We start from the raw sequence: 19,423 nt of genomic DNA on the forward strand, positions 1-19,423 counted from the left end.
GCTGCCCGGCGTTGCACAGCGCGAATCCCCGTGACATAACGCGCGCTCGATTTTGCACGCGCATGTCTGCGCACCCTTACTTAGAACACCAAGGCCAACCCATGAACGTCACCGAGAAATCTTCCGAAGGCTTGAGCCGCACTTTCGAGATCGTCTTCCCGGCCGACGATCTGCAAGCTCGCCTCGCAGCGAAGATCGAAGAGATCCGTCCGGAAGTCCGCCTGAAGGGCTTCCGCCCGGGCAAGGTTCCCACGAGCCACATCCGCAAGATGTTCGGCGAGTCGATCATGGGCGATCTGCTGAACGAGCTGGTCCCGCAGACCACGCAGAAGACGCTCGACGAGAAGAATATCCGCCCGGCCACCCAGCCGGACATCAAGGTCACCAGCGAGGCGCAGGACGTGCTGTCCGGCAAGGCCGATTTCTCCTTCGAGATCTCGCTGGAAGTGATGCCGGAATTCGAACCGGCCGATCCGTCCAAGCTGAAGGTCGCGCGCCCGGTCGCCGAGGTCGATGAGGCCGAGGTCGACGAGGCGCTGCAGAAGCTGGCCGAGGAAAACCGCGAATTCTCCGCCAAGAAGGGCGGCAAGAATGCCAAGGCGGAAGAGGGCGATGTCGTCGTCATCGATTTCGTCGGCAAGCTGGATGGCGAACCCTTCGAGGGTGGCGCTGCGGAAGACGCGCGCGTGGCCATCGGCGACGGTGCCTTCATTCCGGGCTTCGAGGAACAGCTGGTCGGCGCCAAGCCGGGCGAAGAGCGCGTTCTCAAGGTGACTTTCCCGGCGCAATACCAGGCCGCTCATCTGGCCGGCAAGGACGCCGAATTCGACGTCACCGTGAAGTCGGTGGAAGCACCGGGTGAAGCCAAGGTCGACGACGAACTGGCCAAGCGTCTGGGTCTCGACGGTCTGGACGGCCTGAAGGATGCGCTGAAGAAGCGCTTCGCCCAGGAGCACGCCCAGCAGTCGCGCATGAAGGTGAAGCGGGCCCTGCTCGACCAGCTCGATGCCGCGCACAGCTTCGATCTGCCGCCGCAGATGGTGGATGCCGAGTTCGACAATATCTGGCGCGAAGTCCAGCACGCCATCGAGCACGACCACCTCGAGGAAGAGGACAAGGGCAAGTCGGAAGACGAGCTGAAGACCGAGTATCGCGGCATTGCCGAGCGCCGTGTGCGCCTGGGCCTCGTGCTCGCCGAGATCGGCCGCCGCAACAATGTCGACGTGACCCAGGAAGAACTCTCCCGCGCCATCAACCAGGAAGCCGTGCGCTATCCGGGTCAGGAGCGCCAGGTTGTCGAGTTCTACCAGAAGAACCCGCAGGCCATCGCCCAGCTGCGTGCGCCGATCTATGAGGAAAAAGTCGTCGACTACATCCTCGAGCTCGCCGACGTCACCGAGGTGACCGTGTCCAAGGACGCGCTCTACGCCGAGGAAGACGAAGCGCCGGCTCCGGCCAAGAAGAAGGCTGCGCCGAAGAAGAAGGCGGCTGCCAAGAAGGACGACGACAAGCCGGCCGCGAAGAAGAAGGCTCCGGCCAAGAAAGCGGCGGCCAAGGACGGCGACAAGGCCGAGGCCAAGAAGCCGGCGGCCAAGAAAGCCGCTCCGAAGAAAAAGGCTGCGGCCAAGAAGGACGCCTGATCGTCAGGCTCTTTCGCACACGATCAGCGCCGGCGTCCCAGGACGCCGGCGCTTTTCGTTTCCGGCTGCTGTTTTGTGTGCCGTTGCGGGAATTCGCACAGGCGTGTGCAGCGTCTGCCTTGCACGCCGGAGCGAGCACCGCAATATTTGACCAATCCCGTCTGACGAGAATCGGCGCCGACCGGCTGCCGGAACCCCAAGGAGCGCGACATGCATGATCCCCAGGACAGGACGATGAATCTGGTTCCGATCGTCGTCGAGCAGACCAGCCGGGGCGAACGCTCCTTCGATATCTATTCGCGGCTTCTCAAGGAGCGCATCATCTTCGTCACCGGTCCGATCGAGGACCATATGGCGAGCCTGATCGTCGCCCAGCTGCTTTTCCTTGAATCGGAAAATCCGAAGAAGGAAATCTCGATGTACATCAACTCGCCCGGCGGCGTGGTCTCGGCCGGCCTGGCGATCTACGACACGATGCAGCACATCCGCTGCCCGGTCTCCACCATGTGTATCGGCATGGCCGCCTCGATGGGCTCGCTGCTGCTGACGGCGGGCGAGGACAAGAAGCGCTACGCCACGCCGAATGCGCGGATCATGGTGCACCAGCCCTCCGGCGGTTTCCGCGGCCAGGCCTCGGACATCGAGCGGCATGCGGCGGACATCCAGAAGATCAAGCGCCGGCTGAACGAGATCTATGTGCACCACACCGGCCGCACCTATGACGAGATTGAACAGGCCCTCGACCGCGACAACTTCATGTCGGCGGACGATGCCAAGGAATTCGGCCTCATTGACGAGGTCTTTACGCGTCGCAGCGAGGATGAAGGCGAAGGCAAGTCCGGCTAGGGCATGATTGCCGGGCGCGGTTGGAGCTTGATCCATGCCGCGCCCATGTGATCGAATGCACAGTGACGGAAACCTTTCGCTAAAGTTCGGCCCTGATTTTGCTCAGGACTGGATGCGAGGCGGGACAAATGCCGGTATGGTATTGTAATGATACCATTCAGATGCCGGGACCTGCGGGTTGAATTGGAGCGGTCATGAGTAAGACGACGGGCGGAGACGGCGAGTCGAAGAACACCCTCTACTGTTCTTTCTGCGGAAAGAGCCAGCATGAGGTGCGCAAGCTGATTGCCGGGCCCACCGTGTTCATCTGCGATGAATGCGTCGAGCTCTGCATGGATATCATCCGCGAGGAGAACAAGTCTTCGCTGGTGAAGTCCAAGGAAGGCGTGCCCACGCCGCAGGAAATCTTCAACGTCCTGAACGACTACGTGATCGGCCAGGCGCACGCCAAGCGCGTGCTCGCGGTGGCCGTGCACAATCACTACAAGCGCCTCAACCACGCCTCGGCCAATTCCGACGTGGAACTGGCCAAGTCGAACATCCTGCTGATCGGCCCGACCGGTTGCGGCAAGACGCTGCTGGCCCAGACGCTGGCGCGCATCCTCGATGTGCCCTTCACCATGGCCGATGCGACGACGCTGACCGAAGCGGGCTATGTCGGCGAGGACGTCGAGAACATCGTGCTGAAACTGCTGCAGTCGGCCGACTACAATGTCGAGCGGGCCCAGCGCGGCATCGTCTACATCGACGAGATCGACAAGATTTCCCGCAAGTCCGACAATCCGTCCATCACGCGCGACGTGTCGGGCGAGGGCGTGCAGCAGGCCCTGCTGAAGATCATGGAAGGCACGGTCGCCTCCGTGCCGCCGCAGGGTGGCCGCAAGCATCCCCAGCAGGAATTCCTGCAGGTGGACACGACCAATATCCTCTTCGTCGTCGGCGGCGCCTTTGCCGGTCTCGACAAGGTGATCTCCCAGCGCGGCAAGGGGTCTGCCATCGGTTTCGGCGCCGATGTGCGCGAGACCGACGACCGCCGCACGGGCGATATCCTGCGCGAAGTGGAACCGGACGATCTCCTGCGTTTCGGCCTGATCCCGGAATTCGTCGGCCGTCTGCCGGTCATCGCGACCCTGGAAGACCTGGACGAGGACGCCCTGGTACAGATCCTGACCGAGCCGAAGAATGCGCTCGTGAAGCAGTATCAGCGCCTGTTCGAGATGGAAGGCGTCGGCCTGACCTTCACCGAGGATGCGCTCAAGGCCGTGGCTGCCAAGGCCATTGCCCGCAAGACCGGTGCGCGCGGCCTGCGTTCCATCATGGAAGGCATCCTGCTGGAAACGATGTTCGATCTGCCGGGCCTGGAAGGCGTGGAAGAGATCGTCGTCAACGCGGAAGTCGTCGAAGGCAATGCCAAACCGCTCTTCATCTATGCCGAGCGCAAGGACGACAAGCGGACGGGTGCTTGAGGACGCTTGAATTCGGCGATCGCGATCGCCACTTCATGATCCAGGTGGGACGTGCCGGGCAAGACCCAGAGCGCTTGCCGGCCGTCCCGTATCGATAGAAAGATCCGACGAGATCTGCACGCGCCCCTGTATCGGGCGCGCATGGAGTAAGCATGTCCAATACGAAGACACTTCCGCTTCTGCCGCTGCGCGACATTGTGGTTTTCCCCCACATGATCGTTCCCCTCTTCGTGGGGCGCGAGAAGTCGGTGAAAGCGCTGGAAGAGGTGATGAAGGCGGACAAGCAGATCCTGCTTGCCACCCAGCGCAATGCCGCGGACGACGAGCCGACGCCGGATGCGATCCATCGCACCGGTGTGGTCGCCTCTGTCCTGCAGCTGCTGAAACTGCCCGACGGCACGGTGAAAGTGCTGGTGGAAGGCGGCGTCCGCGTCGAGATCACCGGCTTTACGCCGCGTGACGAATACTACGAAGCGGTCTGCGAACCCGTGGCCGAGGATTCCGGCGACGAGTCCGAGCTGGAAGCGCTGATGCGCACGGTCGCGGCCAAGTTCGAAGACTATGTGAAGCTGAACAAGAAGGTGCCGCCGGAAGCGCTCGCCTCGCTGTCGCAGATCCAGGAGCCGGGCAAGCTGGCCGACTCCATCTCGGCCCATCTGGCCGTGAAGATCGACGAGAAGCAGTCGCTGCTGGAAGAACCCGATGTCGCCAACCGGCTGGAGCGCGTGCTCGGCCTGATGGAAGGCGAGATCGGCGTGCTGCAGGTCGAGAAGAAAATCCGTTCGCGCGTGAAGCGCCAGATGGAGAAGACCCAGCGCGAGTATTATCTCAACGAGCAGATGAAGGCGATCCAGCGCGAGCTGGGTGAGGGCGATGACGGCCGCGAGGAACTCGCCGAGCTGGAACAGCGCCTGACCGAGGCCAAGCTGCCCAAGGAAGCGCGCGCCAAGGCCGACGCCGAATTCAAGAAACTGCGCCAGATGAGCCCGATGTCCGCCGAGGCCACGGTCGTGCGCAATTATCTCGACTGGATCCTGGCGCTGCCCTGGAACAAGCGCAAACGCCTGAAGAACGACCTGGAACGCGCCGAGGGCGTGCTCGAGGACGATCACTACGGGCTGGAGAAGGTCAAGGAACGCATTCTCGAACACCTGGCGGTGCAGTCGCGCACCCGCAAGCTGCGCGGTCCGATCCTGTGCCTCGTCGGTCCGCCCGGCGTCGGCAAGACCTCGCTGGGCCGTTCGATCGCCAAGGCGACGGGGCGTGACTTCGTGCGCATGTCGCTGGGCGGCGTGCGGGACGAGGCCGAGATCCGCGGCCACCGGCGCACCTATATCGGCTCCATGCCGGGCCGCATCATCCAGTCGATGAAGAAGGTGAAGTCCGCCAATCCGCTCTTCCTGCTGGACGAGATCGACAAGCTGGGCGCCGATTATCGCGGCGATCCGGCCTCGGCCCTGCTGGAAGTGCTCGATCCGGAACAGAACTCGACCTTCAACGACCACTATCTGGAAGTCGATTACGACTTGTCCGACATCATGTTCGTGACCACCGCGAACACGCTCAACCTGCCGCAGCCGCTTCTCGACCGGATGGAGATCATCCGCATCGCCGGCTACACCGAGGACGAGAAGGTCGAGATCGCCAAGCGTCACCTCCTGCCCAAGCAGATGTCCAATCACGCTCTGCGCGACAAGGACTTCGTGCTGGAAGAGGCGGCCCTGCGCGACCTCATCCGCTACTATACCCGCGAGGCGGGCGTGCGGAATCTCGAGCGCGAGATCGCCAATCTGGCCCGCAAGGCCGTGCGCCAGATCCAGAGCGGCAAGGCTGACAGCGTCACCGTCACGCCGGACAATCTCGGCGATTTCGCCGGCGTGCGGAAATTCCGCTTCGGCGAGACCGACAAGGAAGACCAGGTCGGTGTTGTCACCGGGCTGGCCTGGACCGAAGTCGGGGGCGACCTCCTGACCATCGAGGCCGTGCGCATGCCGGGACGCGGCAAGTTCACCGTGACGGGCAATCTGCGCGATGTGATGAAGGAGTCGATCTCGGCGGCGAATTCCTTCGTGCAGTCGCGGGCGCCTTCGCTCGGTATCAAGCCGACCGTGTTCCGCTCGTCCGACATCCACGTCCACGTCCCCGAGGGCGCGACGCCGAAGGACGGTCCGTCGGCCGGTATCGGCATGATGACGGGCATTGTCTCGGTGCTGACCGGTATTCCGGTGCGCAAGGATATCGCCATGACCGGCGAGATCACCCTGCGCGGCCGGGTCCTGCCGATCGGCGGTCTCAAGGAGAAACTCCTCGCGGCGCTGCGCGGCGGTGTGAAGACGGTGCTCATCCCCAAGGACAATGAAAAGGATCTCACCGAGATCCCGGACAATGTGAAACAGGGGCTGGAGATCATCCCGGTGGAAACCGCCGACGAGGTGCTCAAGCTGGCGCTCACCGAACCGGTGCAGCCGGTCGAATGGACCGAGGCCGACGAAGCCGCCCTCGCGGCGATGGCCTCGCAGACCGGAGCGGAAACAGGCGAGACACCTGTGGCGCACTAGTGTTGCCCTAACCGGGCACCCATGGTGGCGTTACGTGACAGGAAAAGGGCGGCTCCGGCCGCCCTTTTTCATGGCCGCTGCCAGTTTTTTGCACACGCACGACGCAGATGCGGAAATTGAGCATTGACCTTGCGCAAAACCCCCGCCACTCTCGTCTCATGACTTTCGCGACGTTCTATTTTTTCGGCTACTTTACCAACGCAACCCGTGAGGGGGCGGTGGCCGGCTGACGTGTGTGAAAGCACCGGATTTGCAGGGCCTCCCCCTCGGGGAGGCCCTTTTCTTTTGCGTGAAAAGGAAGGGTGAGACCGTGACGACGACAAAGAGCCGGGACGAGATCCGGGCGGAGATTACGCAGATCGACGGCCAGTTGATCGATGCCATTGCGCGCCGCCAGGAGCTGGTCGACGAGATCCAGGCCGCTAAGGCCGCCAGCGGTCAGCCGGTGCGCGACCGCGAGCGCGAGCAGGCCGTCCTGCGTGACGCGCTCGCACGCGGCAAGGCGCAGGGCCTGCCGCCCGAACTGGTCGAGAGCCTGTTCCACGCCCTGTTCGAGGTCTCGATCCGCCGTCAGCGCGAGCGCTTCGACTCCATGCGCAATGAGGATCTCAACGAGGCCACTGTCGCCTATCTCGGCGGGCCGGGCAGTTACAGTCACATTGCGGCCCAGAAGGTCTTTGAGCGCCGCAACGCCACCGTCGTGCCGTCGCCCAAGCGCGATTTCGTCTCGATCTTCCGGTCGGTCGAGAATGCCGAGGTCGATTACGGCGTGGTGCCGATCGAGAACACCACGACGGGCTCGATCAACGAAGTCTATGATATCCTGATCAATTCACGCACCCAGATCATCGGCGAATTCCTCCTGCGCGTCGATCATTGCCTGGTCGGAAAGGCCAGCGGGCAGGGGCGTATCAGCCGGGTCTTCGGTCACCCGCAGGCGCTGGCCCAGTGCCGCCGCTACATCGCCTCCCACCCGGAGCTGGAAACGCATATGGCGGCCTCGACGACGCGGGCGCTGGAGCGTCTGCTGGAGGATGACGACACGGCGGCTGCGGTCGCCGGCGAAGACGCGGCACGCCTGTTCGGCATGGACATCCTGGCCCGCGGCATCGGCGATCACGAGCAGAACATCACCCGTTTCATCGTGATTGCCCGCAAGGCCAAGCTGCCGACCCGCGAGGTGGAGTGCAAGACGTCGATGATGTTCACCACCCGCGACACACCGGGCTGCCTGGTCGACGCATTGACCGGGTTCCGCGACCAGGGCGTGAATATCGTCAAGCTGGAAAGCCGTCCGATTGCCGGTAATCCCTGGGAGGAGATGTTCATCATGGATGTGGAGGGCCATGTCGAGGACGAACGGGTCCGCCAGGCGATGAGCGTCATCGAGGAGCATACCCGCGAGATCAAGCTGCTCGGCTGCTATGCCGCCGACGCCATCGACCGCGTCACCGTTGCCGAATAGCGACACGGGCCGTGAATGCCGCCGCTGTGCGTGATGCAGCGGCGGCAAAACCGGTTGAAATTTGCTACCAGTCTGAATTCAATGGTCTGTAGACGAATGACCTCCATCATGGACTGGATGATGTCGGCCCGTGCCACGCGCCTGCGCGGCGCGGCCGGCTGACGCTGCGAGCGGGAAGTGCGTATGGATACACAACAGGCGACGCCGGCCCGGCCGCGTCCCCGGGGGCGGCCCGGCCTGACGCCGGAAGTCCGGGAGCAGGCGCTGCTGACGGCGGGCGAACTGCTTGCAGAGCAGGGCCTCAAGGGCATGCAGGCGCGCACGATTGCGGCGCGGGCCGGCCTGTCTGTCGGGTCGATCTACAAGCTCTTCGGCGATATCGACGACCTGATCCGCGAACTCAATCTGCGTACCTATCGCGATATCGAGATCCATCACAGCTCGGCGCTCGAGGCCTCCGGACTGCCGCAGGAAGCGGTGTTCGAGCGGGCCCTGGTCCTGGCTCGTGCCTATATCGAATTTGTCGTGACCCAGAATGCGCGCTGGAGGGCGCTTTTGTCCTTCAATCGCCGTCAGTCCGGCGCTGCGCCGAAAGCCTATACCGAGACCGAGGATGCCCTGTTCGGGATCGTGGAAGGTGTGCTGGAGGCGGGCAGGGGGTTCGAGGACGCGGACTTCCGCCGGCGTGCGGCGCGGACGTTGTGGGCGTCGGTGCACGGCATTGTCACCATGACATTGCCCAATGCTGCGCTGGAGGATCCGGTTGCCGAAGCCCTGGAACAGGCCTCGATGATGATCGGTGCACTCATCCGCGATGCTGCGGCGCAGAAGTAGCGCATGCTTGCGTCGAAGGGCTGCGGCGGACTAAAAGCGCGGCTCACCTTGGATCGGGCGGTTAGCTCAGCTGGGAGAGCGACTGGTTTACACCCAGTAGGTCGGGGGTTCGAACCCCTCACCGCCCACCATCCTTCGCCCTGCGGGCTTCGGGTGGCAAGCCACCCGCAGCGCGCACCTGGGGCGAAGAGGTGTCCCCCGAAGCCTTGGCGTAGGGGGACTTTCGAGGACAGGCTCCGGACCTGCTTCCGCCACCGCCCTGCGGGCTCCAAGGTGGCAAGCTACCCCATCCTTGATCCACATGAACTCACAGCGCACCATCGTGTGCGAAGCGGATCCGGTCCGAGCGGCCGGCGGACAAGCTTGAGTGAGCGATCGTGAAACTGATTCTGGCCCTGTTCCTGGCGAATTCGATCTGCGGTGCGTCCGGGGACGATCTCGCGCCGGCGCCTTCGCAGGCGGAGAGCGGGATCTGCCTTTCTTGCAACGCCTTCGAGCGCTTCTACGACGGACGTGACAATGCGCCGGCCTGGACGGGGTGGCGCAGGCGCAAGCATTTCCAGGCCCTCCTGGAGGCCGTACGCGATGCCGGCTCGCACGGTCTCGATCCGGCCAGCTACGGTCTCGATCTGCTCGAAGCGGCCAATCCGCGCCGGTCGGACCGGCGGCTCGATGAAATCGCCACCCGCGCCTATCTCGACCTTGCCCATGATTTGCTGCGCGGCCGGCTGGATCCGCAGACGGTCGAGCGGGGCTGGTCTGCGCCGCGGCGCGATCTGGACCTTGCTACCTATCTCGCCAGTGCGCTCGAGAATGATCGGGTGCCGGAAAGCCTTGAAGCGCTGGCGCCGCGGGATGACGGTTATGCGCGGCTGCGCACGGCTCTGACAGATTATCGTGCGGTGAACGCCAAGGGAGCCTGGCCGCGGATCGAGCCCGGCGTGGCGCTGCATCCCGGTGACCGGTCGCCCCGCGTGGCGCAATTGCGGGCGCGGCTGCAAGCGACGGGTGAGGTCTTCCGGCTGGTGCCTGAAACCGAGCGGGACCTGTTCGATGACGAGATGGCGGCGGCCGTGCTGCGCCTGCAGCAGCGCGCGCATCTCGACGGGGACGGCGTGGCCGGGGCCGAGACGATCGACTGGCTGAATGTGCCTTCGGAAGACCGGGTGCGGCAGATCGCCGCGAACCTCGAGCGCCTGCGCTGGCAGGGCGGATCGCTGGAGGGGCGGCTCCTGCGCGTCAATATTCCCGACTTCTTGCTGGAAGCCTGGTCCGGGGGAGAGGTCGAGCAACGCCACAGACTGATTGTCGGCCGGCGCTCGCGACCGACGCCGGTCTTCTCCGCCGAACTTGCCTATTTCATTCTCAATCCCTGGTGGGAGACGCCGCACAGCCTGGCCGTCCGCGACGAATTGCCGGCCTTCCGCCGCGATCCCGACATGGTGCAGCGTCTGGGCTTCCAGGTGCTCGACCGCGACGGCAACCTTGTCGATCCTGCTGAAATCGATTGGGATACCGTGCCCGCCAGCGCTTTTCCCTATCGGCTGCGCCAGGCGCCGGGGCCGCAGAATGCGCTGGGACAGGTGAAGTTCATCTTCCCCAATCCATACAACACCTATCTGCACGACACGCCGACCCGGCAATTGTTCGATGAGGAGCGTCGCGCATTTTCCTCCGGCTGCATGCGCGTCGACCGGCCGGTCGACCTGACACGCTGGGTCGCCGAGGGAATGCCTGACTGGCCGCCCGAGCGGATCGACCGGGTGCTGGCCAGCGGTGTGGAAACCCGTGTCGATCTCTCCGAAAGGATCCCGGTCGAGGTCGTCTATTGGACGGTAGTGCCTGACGCCCCTCTTGGCGTCCGCTTTCTCGACGACCTATATAACAGGGACGGGATCATCATCGACGAACTTGAGGGAGCAGGTTCGACAGTGTCGGAGTAGTGCGTGTTCACCACGTTCCTGTTAGCGGCAACCGCCGCACTTCCCAGCGCGACGAGCCGTGACGTTTCCACGGATCTCGCTGTCGCTTCCGCCCCGATCCGGGTCGAAAGGCTTGATACGGGTTTCGATCCCGGCCGCACCGGTTTCACGGTAACCACGCCCGGTGGGGTCGACATCGACTATCGCGAGTTCACGCTCTTTCTGCGTCCCGGCGAGACTGTCTCGCTGACGGCCAGCGAGCCCGTCGCCTGGGAGGGCGAGGACTTGTCGATGACGCCGGTGTGGACTGCGCCGGACACGCCCGGCCATCACCACATGACACTGACCGCCGCGGACGGTGCGCAGATGGACCTGCATCTCATCGTCATGCGTCCACGCGAAACCGCCGATGCCGAGATCAACGGCTATCGGCTCGGCCACTATCCGGCCGAACCTTATCGCGGCCTGGAGACCTACCGGGCGCCGGAATATTTCGTCGAGGTTTCCCCCGGCATCGAGGAGCTCCCCCTGTCGCCACACTTCCGTCTCGGCCAGTTCCTGTGCAAGCAGGAGGGTGGGGATGGACCTGCCTATCTCGTCGTCTCCGAACGCCTCGTGCTCAAGCTGGAGCAGATCCTGGAAGCGGCCAATGCCCGCGGCTGGCGCACCGACAGCTTCGCCGTGATGAGCGGCTATCGCACGCCGGACTACAATGCCGGCCTGGGCAATGGCAGCTATTCTCGCCACATCTATGGTGGCGCCGCCGACATCTTCATCGACACCGATGGCGATGGCGTGATGGACGATCTCAATGGTGATGGCCGTCACGACCGCGCCGATGCGGCGGCGCTCTACGATCTCGTCGAGGAAATGTCGGGCGCCGGCCATGAGAGCTGGCTGGCCGGCGGCCTCGGCGAATACGGACCGAATGCCCACCATGGCGCCTTCGTCCATGTCGACGAACGCGGCTTTCGCGCGCGTTGGGGGCGCTGAGGATCAGCTTGCCGCCGGTTCCGGCAGGGCGAAAAGGTCGACAAGTCCGCTGGCATCGCCGGCGAAGACACGCACATCGGCCCGCGGTGCAAAGCGCTGGATGGTCCGGGCAACGTCGCGGGCCGGGACGGGTTCAGCGTTGAAATCATTGACGATCACGGTGCAGCGGGCGTCCAGGACACGCAGCGCTGTCAGCGTGTGCGAGATCGCGCCGAGATAGGCGCCGGCGACGAGGATCGGCCGCGCGTCGAGATCGCGGATCAGGTCGAGATTGAGCCCGTCTGCCGTGAGCGGTGACATCACGCCGCCGGCGCCTTCCACGATCGTCGGCATGCCGGGATCGATCTGGTCGAGGCACCAGTGCAGCACGGCGTCGATCGCGAGTTCGCGGTTTTCCTGCCGGGCGGCCATGTCGGGCGATAGCGGGGCCTTGAAGCGCCACGGTGATACGGACTGCACCCCTTCGCCCGTCAATTCAGCCCCGTTGGCGCGCATCAGGCGTATCGTATCTGTGGCATTGAGTTGCGCCGGATCGAAGCCGGAGATCACCGGTTTGAGCACGCGCGCCTTTCCGCCGGCCCGGCGATGGGCCTCCAGCATGGCGCAGAGGATGTGGGTCTTGCCGACGTCGGTGCCGGTCCCCGTCACGAAAATGGGGCGCATTACTCGGCGGCCTCCGTCTGTTGCAGGATGGATTTCAGCGCGGCAGCAAGCCGGTCGATATCGGCGGTCTCGTGTGCGGCGGAGAAGGTGAAGCGCAGGCGTGCTGTTCCCGGCGGCACGGTCGGCGGACGGATCGCGGTCACCAGGAAGCCTTCGGCCTCCAGGGCAGCCGAAGCGGCGAGTGCGGCGGTCTCGCTGCCCAGGATGACGGGCACGACCGGTGAGACGGGTCTGGAAAGGCCCAGCTTGCTCGCAAAGCGCTGTGCCAGTTCGAGCGGGCGTTCGCACAGGCCCGGATCGGCCGAGATGAGATCGAGTGCGGCAAGCGCGGCGGCGGCGCTGGCCGGGGGCAGGGCGGTGGTGAAGACCAGCGGCCGGGCGCGCGAGCGCAGCAGCTCGCACACGCGTTCGGACGCGCACAGATAGCCGCCATAGCTTCCCAGTGCCTTGGACAGCGTGCCCATCTGCAGCGGTGCGGCGGCGGGCGGCGCGAAGGCATGCGCCGAACCGCGCCCGCCGCCGACCACGCCGATCCCGTGCGCATCGTCGACCAGCGTCCAGGCGTCGAATTCCTCGCCCAGGGCCAGAATATCCGGCAGGGGGGCGAAATCGCCATCCATGGAAAACACGCCATCGGTGAGAATCATGGCGTGGCGGGCTTCGCCGCGATGTTCGGCCAGCAGGCTGCGCAGCTGGTCCATGTCATTATGGCGGAAGACTTCGACACGGGCCCGGGACAGGCGCGCGCCGGCATGCAGGCAGGCATGGGCGAGGCTGTCGATCAGGACGAGGTCGTCCGGTCCCGCCAGCGCCGGCGTAATGGCCAGATTGGCCAGATAGCCCGAACCGAAGACGATGCAGTCCTCGGTGCCCTTGAAGGCCGCCAGGCGGCGTTCCAGCTGGAAGAGGAGCGGGTGGCCGCCGGTCACCAGGCGGGATGCGCCGGAGCCGGCGCCCCATTCGGCCGTCGCGGCGCGTGCGGCTTCGATCACCTGGGGGTGATGGGCCAGGCCCAGATAATCGTTCGAGCAGACATTGATCAGCGACCGCCCGTCGCGCTCGACATGGACCGCGTCGCGGTGGCGCGTCTCGACCGTCCGCCGGCGGAGGGATTTGCGGTCCAGCGCGGAAAGCTTGTCGGCGGCAAAGCGCTCGAGTGAGGCGGCTGCGGAAGTCATATCAAGCCTGTCGTTCGGGTGAGAGGCCTGCTAAAGCCCGCCCGTCATGTCCAACACATTGAAAACTGCGTTGCCCGGCGGGTTCAAGCCCGAAGGGCGACATCTCTGGCGGCCCTATACCCAGATGAAGACCGCACAGCCGGCCCTGCCGGTCGTGTCGGCGGAGGGCGTGCGGCTGAAACTCGCCGATGGCCGCAGCCTGATCGACGGTGTCTCCTCCTGGTGGACCACCGTTCACGGCTACAGCCACCCGCATATTGTCGGCGCGATTTGCGATCAGGTCGAGCGCCTGTCCCATGTCATGCTGGGCGGGCTGACCCATGAACCGGCCGAAAGGCTGGCGGCGCGCCTCGCGGCGCTGGCGCCGGGCGATCTCGATCATGTCTTCTTCTGCGAGTCGGGCTCGGTCTCGGTCGAGATCGCGATGAAGATGGCAGTCCAGTCCTGGATCAATCGCGGTGTCCATGGCCGCACGCGCTTTGTATGCTTTCGCGGCGGCTATCATGGCGACACCATCGCCACCATGTCGGTGTGCGATCCGGAGGAGGGGATGCACAGCCTGTTTGCGGGCTCCCTGCCGCAGCAGATTGTCGCCGACCTGCCGCAGGACCCTGAAAGCACGGCGCGATTCGAGGCGCTGCTCGACGCGCATGCGCACGAGATTGCCGGCGTGGTGACCGAGCCGCTGGTGCAGGGTGCGGGCGGGATGCGATTCTTTTCGCCGGAAACCCTGCGCACGATCCGCGCGGCCTGCGATGCGCGCGGTCTGCCGCTGATCGTCGACGAGATCATGACCGGCTTTGGCCGGCTGGGCACGATGTTCGCCTGCGAGAAGGCGGGGATCGTCCCGGATGTGATGACGGTCTCCAAGGCGCTCACGGGCGGCACACTGCCCCTGGCGGCGGCAATCGCCTCGCGCGGCATGTTCGAACATTTCTGGCGCGACGAAGCCTCTGCCGCGCTGATGCACGGGCCGACCTATATGGGCAATCCGGCGGCCTGTGCGGCGGCCAATGCCTCGCTCGACCTGTTCGAGCGCGAACCGCGGCTGGAGCAGGTCGCCGCAATAGAAGCCGCCTATGCGGCGCTCCTGCCGCAGGCCCGCGATATTCCCGGCGTCGTTGATGTGCGCTGGCAGGGCGCGATCGGCGTCATAGAAATGCCCGGACTGCCGGAGCTCGACGCGCTGAAATCGGCCTTTGTCGAGGCAGGCATCTGGGTGCGGCCGTTTGGAAATATCGTCTATCTCATGCCGCCTTACGTGATTTCACAGGGAGATCTGGAGCATCTGATCCGCACGACTGTCGCGGTGACACGCGCCTGGGCGGAAGGCCATTTTGCGGCCAGCTGAACAAGGTGCTGCATTATCTGCAGATCGCTTGCATTGGCCGCTTGACCGGACCGCGGTCTGCTCATAAACAACGCACCTCGCTTCGGCGAGCCGCTCAAGCGGGTGTAGCTCAGTTGGTTAGAGCGCCGGCCTGTCACGCCGGAGGTCGCGGGTTCGAGTCCCGTCACTCGCGCCATTTCCCTCTTCCCGGAGGGGGTGGTGCACGGATCGAAAAACGGCCGCTCCTGCCTGGAGCGGCCGTTTTCGTTTGCCAAACCGTTCGAAGCATGAAAAAGAGCGCCCACGTTCTGCGGTGAGTAGTCAGTCCTTTGAGGCTGCATTGCAGACGTTGGCGAGACTTTCCGCCCTTTCAAGGCCCGGTTCCGGGCCGGGCGCGTATTGATCATTGCCACCCTGGCGCCAGGCCGGCGCCGACAAGACGGCGGCTGATCTACGCAGGCTTCCACACTGAAAACCCGTTCGTTCGTGCGCGCGGCCTTTTGGCGGCGCTCCGGACCCATGAAAGATATATTTTGACCCAGTTCAATGAACTCGGCCTGGCCGAGCCCATTCTCCGCGCGCTTGAAGATGCCGGCTATAACGAGCCGACCCCGATCCAGCGCGAAGCGATTCCTGCCCTTATCGAAGGGCGCGACGTGCTCGGTATTGCCCAGACGGGCACCGGCAAGACGGCGGCCTTCGTGCTGCCCATCCTCCATTCCATCAGCGCCGACAACAAGCGGCCGGCGCCCAAGACCTGCCGGGCGCTGATCCTGTCGCCGACACGCGAACTCTCGGCACAGATTCTCGAAAACCTGCGGGGCTATGCCCAGCACATGCGCATTTCCTCGGCGCTGGTCGTGGGCGGGCTGAAAATCGGTCCGCAGGTGAAGATGCTGGCGCGCGGCGTCGATGTCGTCGTGGCCACGCCCGGCCGTCTGCTCGACCTCGTGCGCTCCGGCGCGGTGAGCCTGTCGCAGGTGCGCACCCTGGTGCTGGACGAGGCCGACCAGATGCTGGATCTCGGCTTCATCCCGGCGATCCGCGATATCGTGTCCCGCCTGCCCCAAGACCGCCAGACGGCGTTGCTCTCGGCGACGATGCCCAAGCCGATCAAGGCACTGGCGCATGATCTCCTGACCGATCCCAAGCAGATCTCGGTCGCTCCGGCCTCGCGCCCGATCGAGCGGATCGAGCAGTCGGTGGTGCTGACGCCGCGCGATTCCAAGCGCGACCTGCTGCTGGAATTGCTGTCGGACCGGTCCGTGGAGCGCTCGATCGTCTTCACCCGCACCAAGCGCGGTGCCGACCGGGTCAACAAGAGCCTCGTCCAGTACGGTCTCAAATCGGCTGCCATCCACGGCGACAAGACCCAGGGCCAGCGCGTGAAGGCGCTGGACGGCTTCAAGTCCGGCCATGTGAAAATCCTCGTCGCCACCGACATTGCCGCGCGCGGTATCGATGTCGACGACGTCTCCCACGTCGTGAACTACGAGCTGCCGAATATCCCGGAAAGCTATGTTCACCGGATCGGCCGTACGGCCCGTGCGGGCAAGACCGGTGTCGCCGTCTCGCTGTGCGATCCGTCCGAGTACGAATATCTGTGCGATATCGAAAAGCTCACCGGTGTCGAGATCGAGCGGGCGATTGTCGGCGAGGAAGCCGATTTCTTCGCTGAAGCCCGCAACACCAAGCCGGTGAAGAAGAAGCGCTCGCGCAGCCGCAATAATCAGGGCCAGGGTCAGGGCCAGCGGGCCCAGGGCCAGAATGCCCAGGATCACAAGCCCCGCGGTCAGAAGCCGCGCGGTCCCAAGTCCCAGGGTCCCAAGTCCCAGGGGCAACGCGGCGAGCGCCAGCAGGGCGACGGCCAGAGGGCCGAGGGCAAGCCGTTCCGTGGCGATCGCGCCCCGCGCGGCGAGCGTCCCGATCAGGCTGCCCGCAGCGAGCGCAAGCCGGGCCGGTCGCAGGAGCGTTCCGGTGAGCGTCAGCAGGCGCGGGGCGATGCCGGCGGCAAGCCGCGGCGTCCGCGCAAGCGCCGCACCGGCAATGCGTCACAAGGATCGGGTGGAGCGCACGTCCCCGCGTGATCAGGGTGCGCCTCGTTTCCAACTGACGAGGACGCATCATGTCACTTCTGACGAACAAGACCGCCATCATCACAGGTGCCAGCGCAGGGATCGGCCGTTCGGCCGCCCTGCGCTTTGCCCATGAGGGCGCCCGCCTGGTGATCAATGCCCGCGGGCCGGAGGCGCTGGACCGCGTCGCCGGCGAAATCCGCCAAGCCGGCGGCGAGGTTCTGGCACTTGCCGGCGACGCGGCTGACCCGGCTCTTGCCGAACGCCTGGTCGAGACGGCCACGCAGCATTTCGGCGGGCTGGATATTGCCTTCAACAATGCCGGCGGGCTGGGCGATCTCGCGCCGATCGAACAGCAGACCGCGCAGAACTGGCACGCGACGCTCGACGCCAATCTGACAAGCGCCTTCCATGCGGCCCGTTTCCAGCTGCCCGCGCTTTATGCCCGCGGCGGCGGCTCGCTGATCTTCACCGGCTCCTTTGTCGGCCATACGGCCGGAATGCCGGGCATGAGCGTCTATTCTGCCGGCAAGGCCGGTCTGATCGGACTGGTACAGGCGCTGGCCGCCGAGGCCGGCCCGCGCGGCGTGCGCGTCAATGCGCTGCTGCCGGGTGGCACTGATACCGCGATGGCGGCCCAGTTCGCCACGACCGACGAGATCCGCGCCTATGTCCAGGGTATTCACGCGCTCGGCCGGATCGCCGATCCCGACGAGATCGCCGGCGCAGCGCTATATCTGGCCAGCGATCTGTCGAGCTTTGTGACCGGCACCGCCCATCTTGTGGATGGCGGCGTTTCGATCACGAAATGACCGGGAGCCGGCGGGGCGTCAATTCTCTCCGCCGGTATCCTGAACCACTGTCGAGATATCGTAGTGGAAGCTGGCACCGTCCGGTCCCAACGGCAGATCGAGCGCAAACCAGATGCCCAGAAGGGCAATCGAGCTGAGCAGGATGGCGACGGAGTAGGGCAGCATGGTTGCGATTAGGCTGCCCAGGCCGAATTCCGGCACGTAGCGCTGGGCGAAGATGAGGATGAGCGGCAGGTAGGGCATCAGTGGCGTGATGATGTTCGTCGCCTGGTCGCCCATGCGGTAGGCCAGCGTCGAGCCTTCCGGCGAAATACCCAGCAGCATCAGCATCGGCACGAAGATCGGCGCCAGCAGCGCCCATTTGGCCGAGGCCGAGCCCATGAACAGGTTGAGCACGGCCACCAGCAGCACCATGCCGACAATCAGCAACGGGGCCGGCAGGTTGAGCGCTTGCAGGCCTTCTGCGCCCGAGATGGCGATGACGGTGTCGATCTCGGAGGCCCCGAACAAGGCGATGAAGTGCGCCATGGCGAAGGCGAGAATGATGTATCCGCCCATATCGGCTATGGATTTCGTGCCGAGCTGTACCAGGTCACGGTCTGACTTCACGGTGCCGACAGCCACGCCGTAAAGCCCGCCGGCAACGAGGAAGACAATCATCAGGATTCCGACGATGGAGCGGAAGAAGGGCCCCAGTCCGCCGTCAGCGCCGCGCAGGATGCCGTTTGACGGCACCGTCATCATGAGGATGAGGGCGATCATGACGAGGATGGAGATACCCGCCCAGGCCAGCCCCTTGCGCTCGTTCGGCGACAGGGCTCCGCTGTCTTCGGGTTCGGCGAAGTCGGCAGGCCGTTCCCAGCTGCCCAGGCGCGGCTCGACGATGTAATTGTTCACGAGCGTGCCGACCACGACCAGCACCGGGGTGAGGGCGATGGTGAAGTAGTAATTGTCCAGATTGTTCAGCGTCCAGCCGGTTTCGATGGAGCGGGCAGCCGTCTCGGTAATGCCGAAAAGAAGCGGTTCGAGCGAGGTGACGACCAGATTGGCGGAGAAGCCGGCAGAGACGCCGGCGAAGACCGCTGCCAGGCCTGCAACCGGATGCCGTCCGACGGCCGCGAACACGACCGCGCCGAGCGGCACCATCACGATATAGCCGGAATCGACGGCTAGATTGCCCATCACGCCCGCGAAAACGAGTGTCGGGGTCAGGAGCATATTGGACACGCCGGACACCATCCCGCGCATGCCCGCTGCCAGCAGACCGGTCTTCTCTGCGATACCGGCGCCGATCATGACCACAAGGACCATGCCGAGCGGAGCGAAGCCGGTAAGCACGGCCGGCATGTTCACCAGGAGATTCTGTAACTGGGCACCGGTGAGCAGGTTCACGACCTCGATCGTGTCACCGGTGACGGGGTGTTCGACGGATACGCCCAGCATCGACAGGCCCAGCGACGCAATCATCACCACGCCGATCAGGATGAAGAAGATCGTCACCGGATCGGGCAGGCGGTTGCCGGCACGCTCGACGGCGTTGAGTATCGAATTCCCCAGGCTCATGGCCTCTCCCCCAGATTTGTTGTCGGGGCAAAATGGACGCGTTCGGGAACAAAGTGCAATGTTTTCCGGGCTCGCCGG

At 64.7% G+C, this 19,423-nt stretch carries 14 protein-coding genes and 2 tRNA genes; 13 read left to right on the forward strand and 3 right to left on the reverse strand.

The features are described 5' to 3' along the window. The first annotated feature begins 101 nt into the window (after positions 1-101). The 9 genes from tig to JJ918_RS08100 all read left to right on the forward strand — a co-directional run bounded on the left by tig (position 102) and on the right by JJ918_RS08100 (position 11,724). A complete protein-coding gene (tig, locus tag JJ918_RS08060) occupies positions 102-1,640 on the forward strand; it encodes a trigger factor (protein ID WP_291885609.1) in 1,539 nt (512 codons plus the stop codon). Between the two features lie 210 nt (positions 1,641-1,850). Next, positions 1,851-2,486, forward strand: coding sequence for an ATP-dependent Clp protease proteolytic subunit (locus tag JJ918_RS08065; RefSeq protein WP_291885612.1), 636 nt, complete (start codon positions 1,851-1,853; stop codon positions 2,484-2,486). Positions 2,487-2,680: 194 nt separating this feature from the next. Then, entirely contained in the window at positions 2,681-3,952 is a 1,272-nt protein-coding gene (gene clpX / locus JJ918_RS08070) for an ATP-dependent Clp protease ATP-binding subunit ClpX (protein WP_291885614.1), read from the forward strand. A 152-nt stretch (positions 3,953-4,104) separates the two neighbouring features. Further along, entirely contained in the window at positions 4,105-6,510 is a 2,406-nt protein-coding gene (gene lon / locus JJ918_RS08075) for an endopeptidase La (protein WP_291885616.1), read from the forward strand. 310 nt (positions 6,511-6,820) lie between these two features. Beyond that, complete coding sequence (pheA, locus tag JJ918_RS08080; RefSeq protein WP_291885618.1) at positions 6,821-7,975, forward strand: prephenate dehydratase; 1,155 nt, start codon at positions 6,821-6,823, stop codon at positions 7,973-7,975. A 183-nt stretch (positions 7,976-8,158) separates the two neighbouring features. Then, the gene (locus JJ918_RS08085; RefSeq protein WP_291885621.1) at positions 8,159-8,809 is read left to right on the forward strand and encodes a TetR/AcrR family transcriptional regulator; all 651 of its coding nucleotides are present in this window, start codon (positions 8,159-8,161) and stop codon (positions 8,807-8,809) included. 55 nt (positions 8,810-8,864) lie between these two features. Continuing rightward, positions 8,865-8,940: transfer RNA gene (locus tag JJ918_RS08090), tRNA-Val, on the forward strand. Between the two features lie 246 nt (positions 8,941-9,186). Then, complete coding sequence (locus tag JJ918_RS08095) at positions 9,187-10,752, forward strand: L,D-transpeptidase family protein (protein ID WP_291885624.1); 1,566 nt, start codon at positions 9,187-9,189, stop codon at positions 10,750-10,752. A 3-nt stretch (positions 10,753-10,755) separates the two neighbouring features. Continuing rightward, complete coding sequence (locus JJ918_RS08100) at positions 10,756-11,724, forward strand: D-Ala-D-Ala carboxypeptidase family metallohydrolase (RefSeq protein ID WP_291885627.1); 969 nt, start codon at positions 10,756-10,758, stop codon at positions 11,722-11,724. Between the two features lie 3 nt (positions 11,725-11,727). Here JJ918_RS08100 and bioD read toward each other — a convergent pair whose 3' ends face one another. Both bioD and bioF read right to left on the reverse strand, forming a co-directional pair. Then, positions 11,728-12,387 (reverse strand): dethiobiotin synthase, encoded by a 660-nt coding sequence (gene bioD / locus JJ918_RS08105; protein WP_291885632.1) that lies wholly within the window; start codon positions 12,385-12,387, stop codon positions 11,728-11,730. Continuing rightward, positions 12,387-13,565, reverse strand: a complete 1,179-nt coding sequence (gene bioF, locus JJ918_RS08110; RefSeq protein ID WP_291885634.1) for an 8-amino-7-oxononanoate synthase — start codon at positions 13,563-13,565, stop codon at positions 12,387-12,389. The genes bioD and bioF overlap by 1 nt, the downstream gene beginning before the upstream one ends. Positions 13,566-13,611: 46 nt before the next feature. Here bioF and JJ918_RS08115 point away from each other — a divergent pair, with 46 nt between their 5' ends. The 4 genes from JJ918_RS08115 (at position 13,612) to JJ918_RS08130 (ending at position 17,782) form a co-directional block, all read left to right on the forward strand. Further along, positions 13,612-14,916 carry an adenosylmethionine--8-amino-7-oxononanoate transaminase gene (locus JJ918_RS08115; RefSeq protein WP_291885635.1) on the forward strand — a complete coding sequence of 435 codons (1,305 nt, stop codon included), beginning with the start codon at positions 13,612-13,614 and terminating at the stop codon, positions 14,914-14,916. 98 nt (positions 14,917-15,014) lie between these two features. Then, a tRNA-Asp gene (locus JJ918_RS08120) sits at positions 15,015-15,091 on the forward strand. A gap of 337 nt (positions 15,092-15,428) precedes the next feature. Beyond that, positions 15,429-16,982 (forward strand): DEAD/DEAH box helicase, encoded by a 1,554-nt coding sequence (locus tag JJ918_RS08125; protein ID WP_291885637.1) that lies wholly within the window; start codon positions 15,429-15,431, stop codon positions 16,980-16,982. A 38-nt stretch (positions 16,983-17,020) separates the two neighbouring features. Then, positions 17,021-17,782: an SDR family oxidoreductase gene (locus JJ918_RS08130; protein ID WP_291885639.1), complete on the forward strand. Its 762-nt coding sequence runs from the start codon at positions 17,021-17,023 to the stop codon at positions 17,780-17,782. An 18-nt stretch (positions 17,783-17,800) separates the two neighbouring features. On the opposite strand, the gene JJ918_RS08135 is transcribed toward JJ918_RS08130, so the two are convergent. Then, entirely contained in the window at positions 17,801-19,345 is a 1,545-nt protein-coding gene (locus JJ918_RS08135; RefSeq protein WP_291885642.1) for an AbgT family transporter, read from the reverse strand. Positions 19,346-19,423: the final 78 nt, after the last annotated feature.

This window comes from Maricaulis sp. (assembly GCF_017642925.1).
Taxonomy (GTDB): Bacteria; Pseudomonadota; Alphaproteobacteria; order Caulobacterales; family Maricaulaceae; genus Maricaulis.

Excerpts from the sequence above, each read along its gene's own strand:
- tig (WP_291885609.1), top strand. The coding sequence starts at position 102 with ATGAACGTCACCGAGAAATCTTCCGAAGGCTTGAGCCGCACTTTCGAG.
- JJ918_RS08065 (WP_291885612.1), top strand. The coding sequence starts at position 1,851 with ATGCATGATCCCCAGGACAGGACGATGAATCTGGTTCCGATCGTCGTC.
- clpX (WP_291885614.1), top strand. The coding sequence starts at position 2,681 with ATGAGTAAGACGACGGGCGGAGACGGCGAGTCGAAGAACACCCTCTAC.
- lon (WP_291885616.1), top strand. The coding sequence starts at position 4,105 with ATGTCCAATACGAAGACACTTCCGCTTCTGCCGCTGCGCGACATTGTG.
- JJ918_RS08085 (WP_291885621.1), top strand. The coding sequence starts at position 8,159 with ATGGATACACAACAGGCGACGCCGGCCCGGCCGCGTCCCCGGGGGCGG.
- bioD (WP_291885632.1), bottom strand. The coding sequence starts at position 12,387 with ATGCGCCCCATTTTCGTGACGGGGACCGGCACCGACGTCGGCAAGACC.
- bioF (WP_291885634.1), bottom strand. The coding sequence starts at position 13,565 with ATGACTTCCGCAGCCGCCTCACTCGAGCGCTTTGCCGCCGACAAGCTT.
- JJ918_RS08115 (WP_291885635.1), top strand. The coding sequence starts at position 13,612 with ATGTCCAACACATTGAAAACTGCGTTGCCCGGCGGGTTCAAGCCCGAA.
- JJ918_RS08130 (WP_291885639.1), top strand. The coding sequence starts at position 17,021 with ATGTCACTTCTGACGAACAAGACCGCCATCATCACAGGTGCCAGCGCA.
- JJ918_RS08135 (WP_291885642.1), bottom strand. The coding sequence starts at position 19,345 with ATGAGCCTGGGGAATTCGATACTCAACGCCGTCGAGCGTGCCGGCAAC.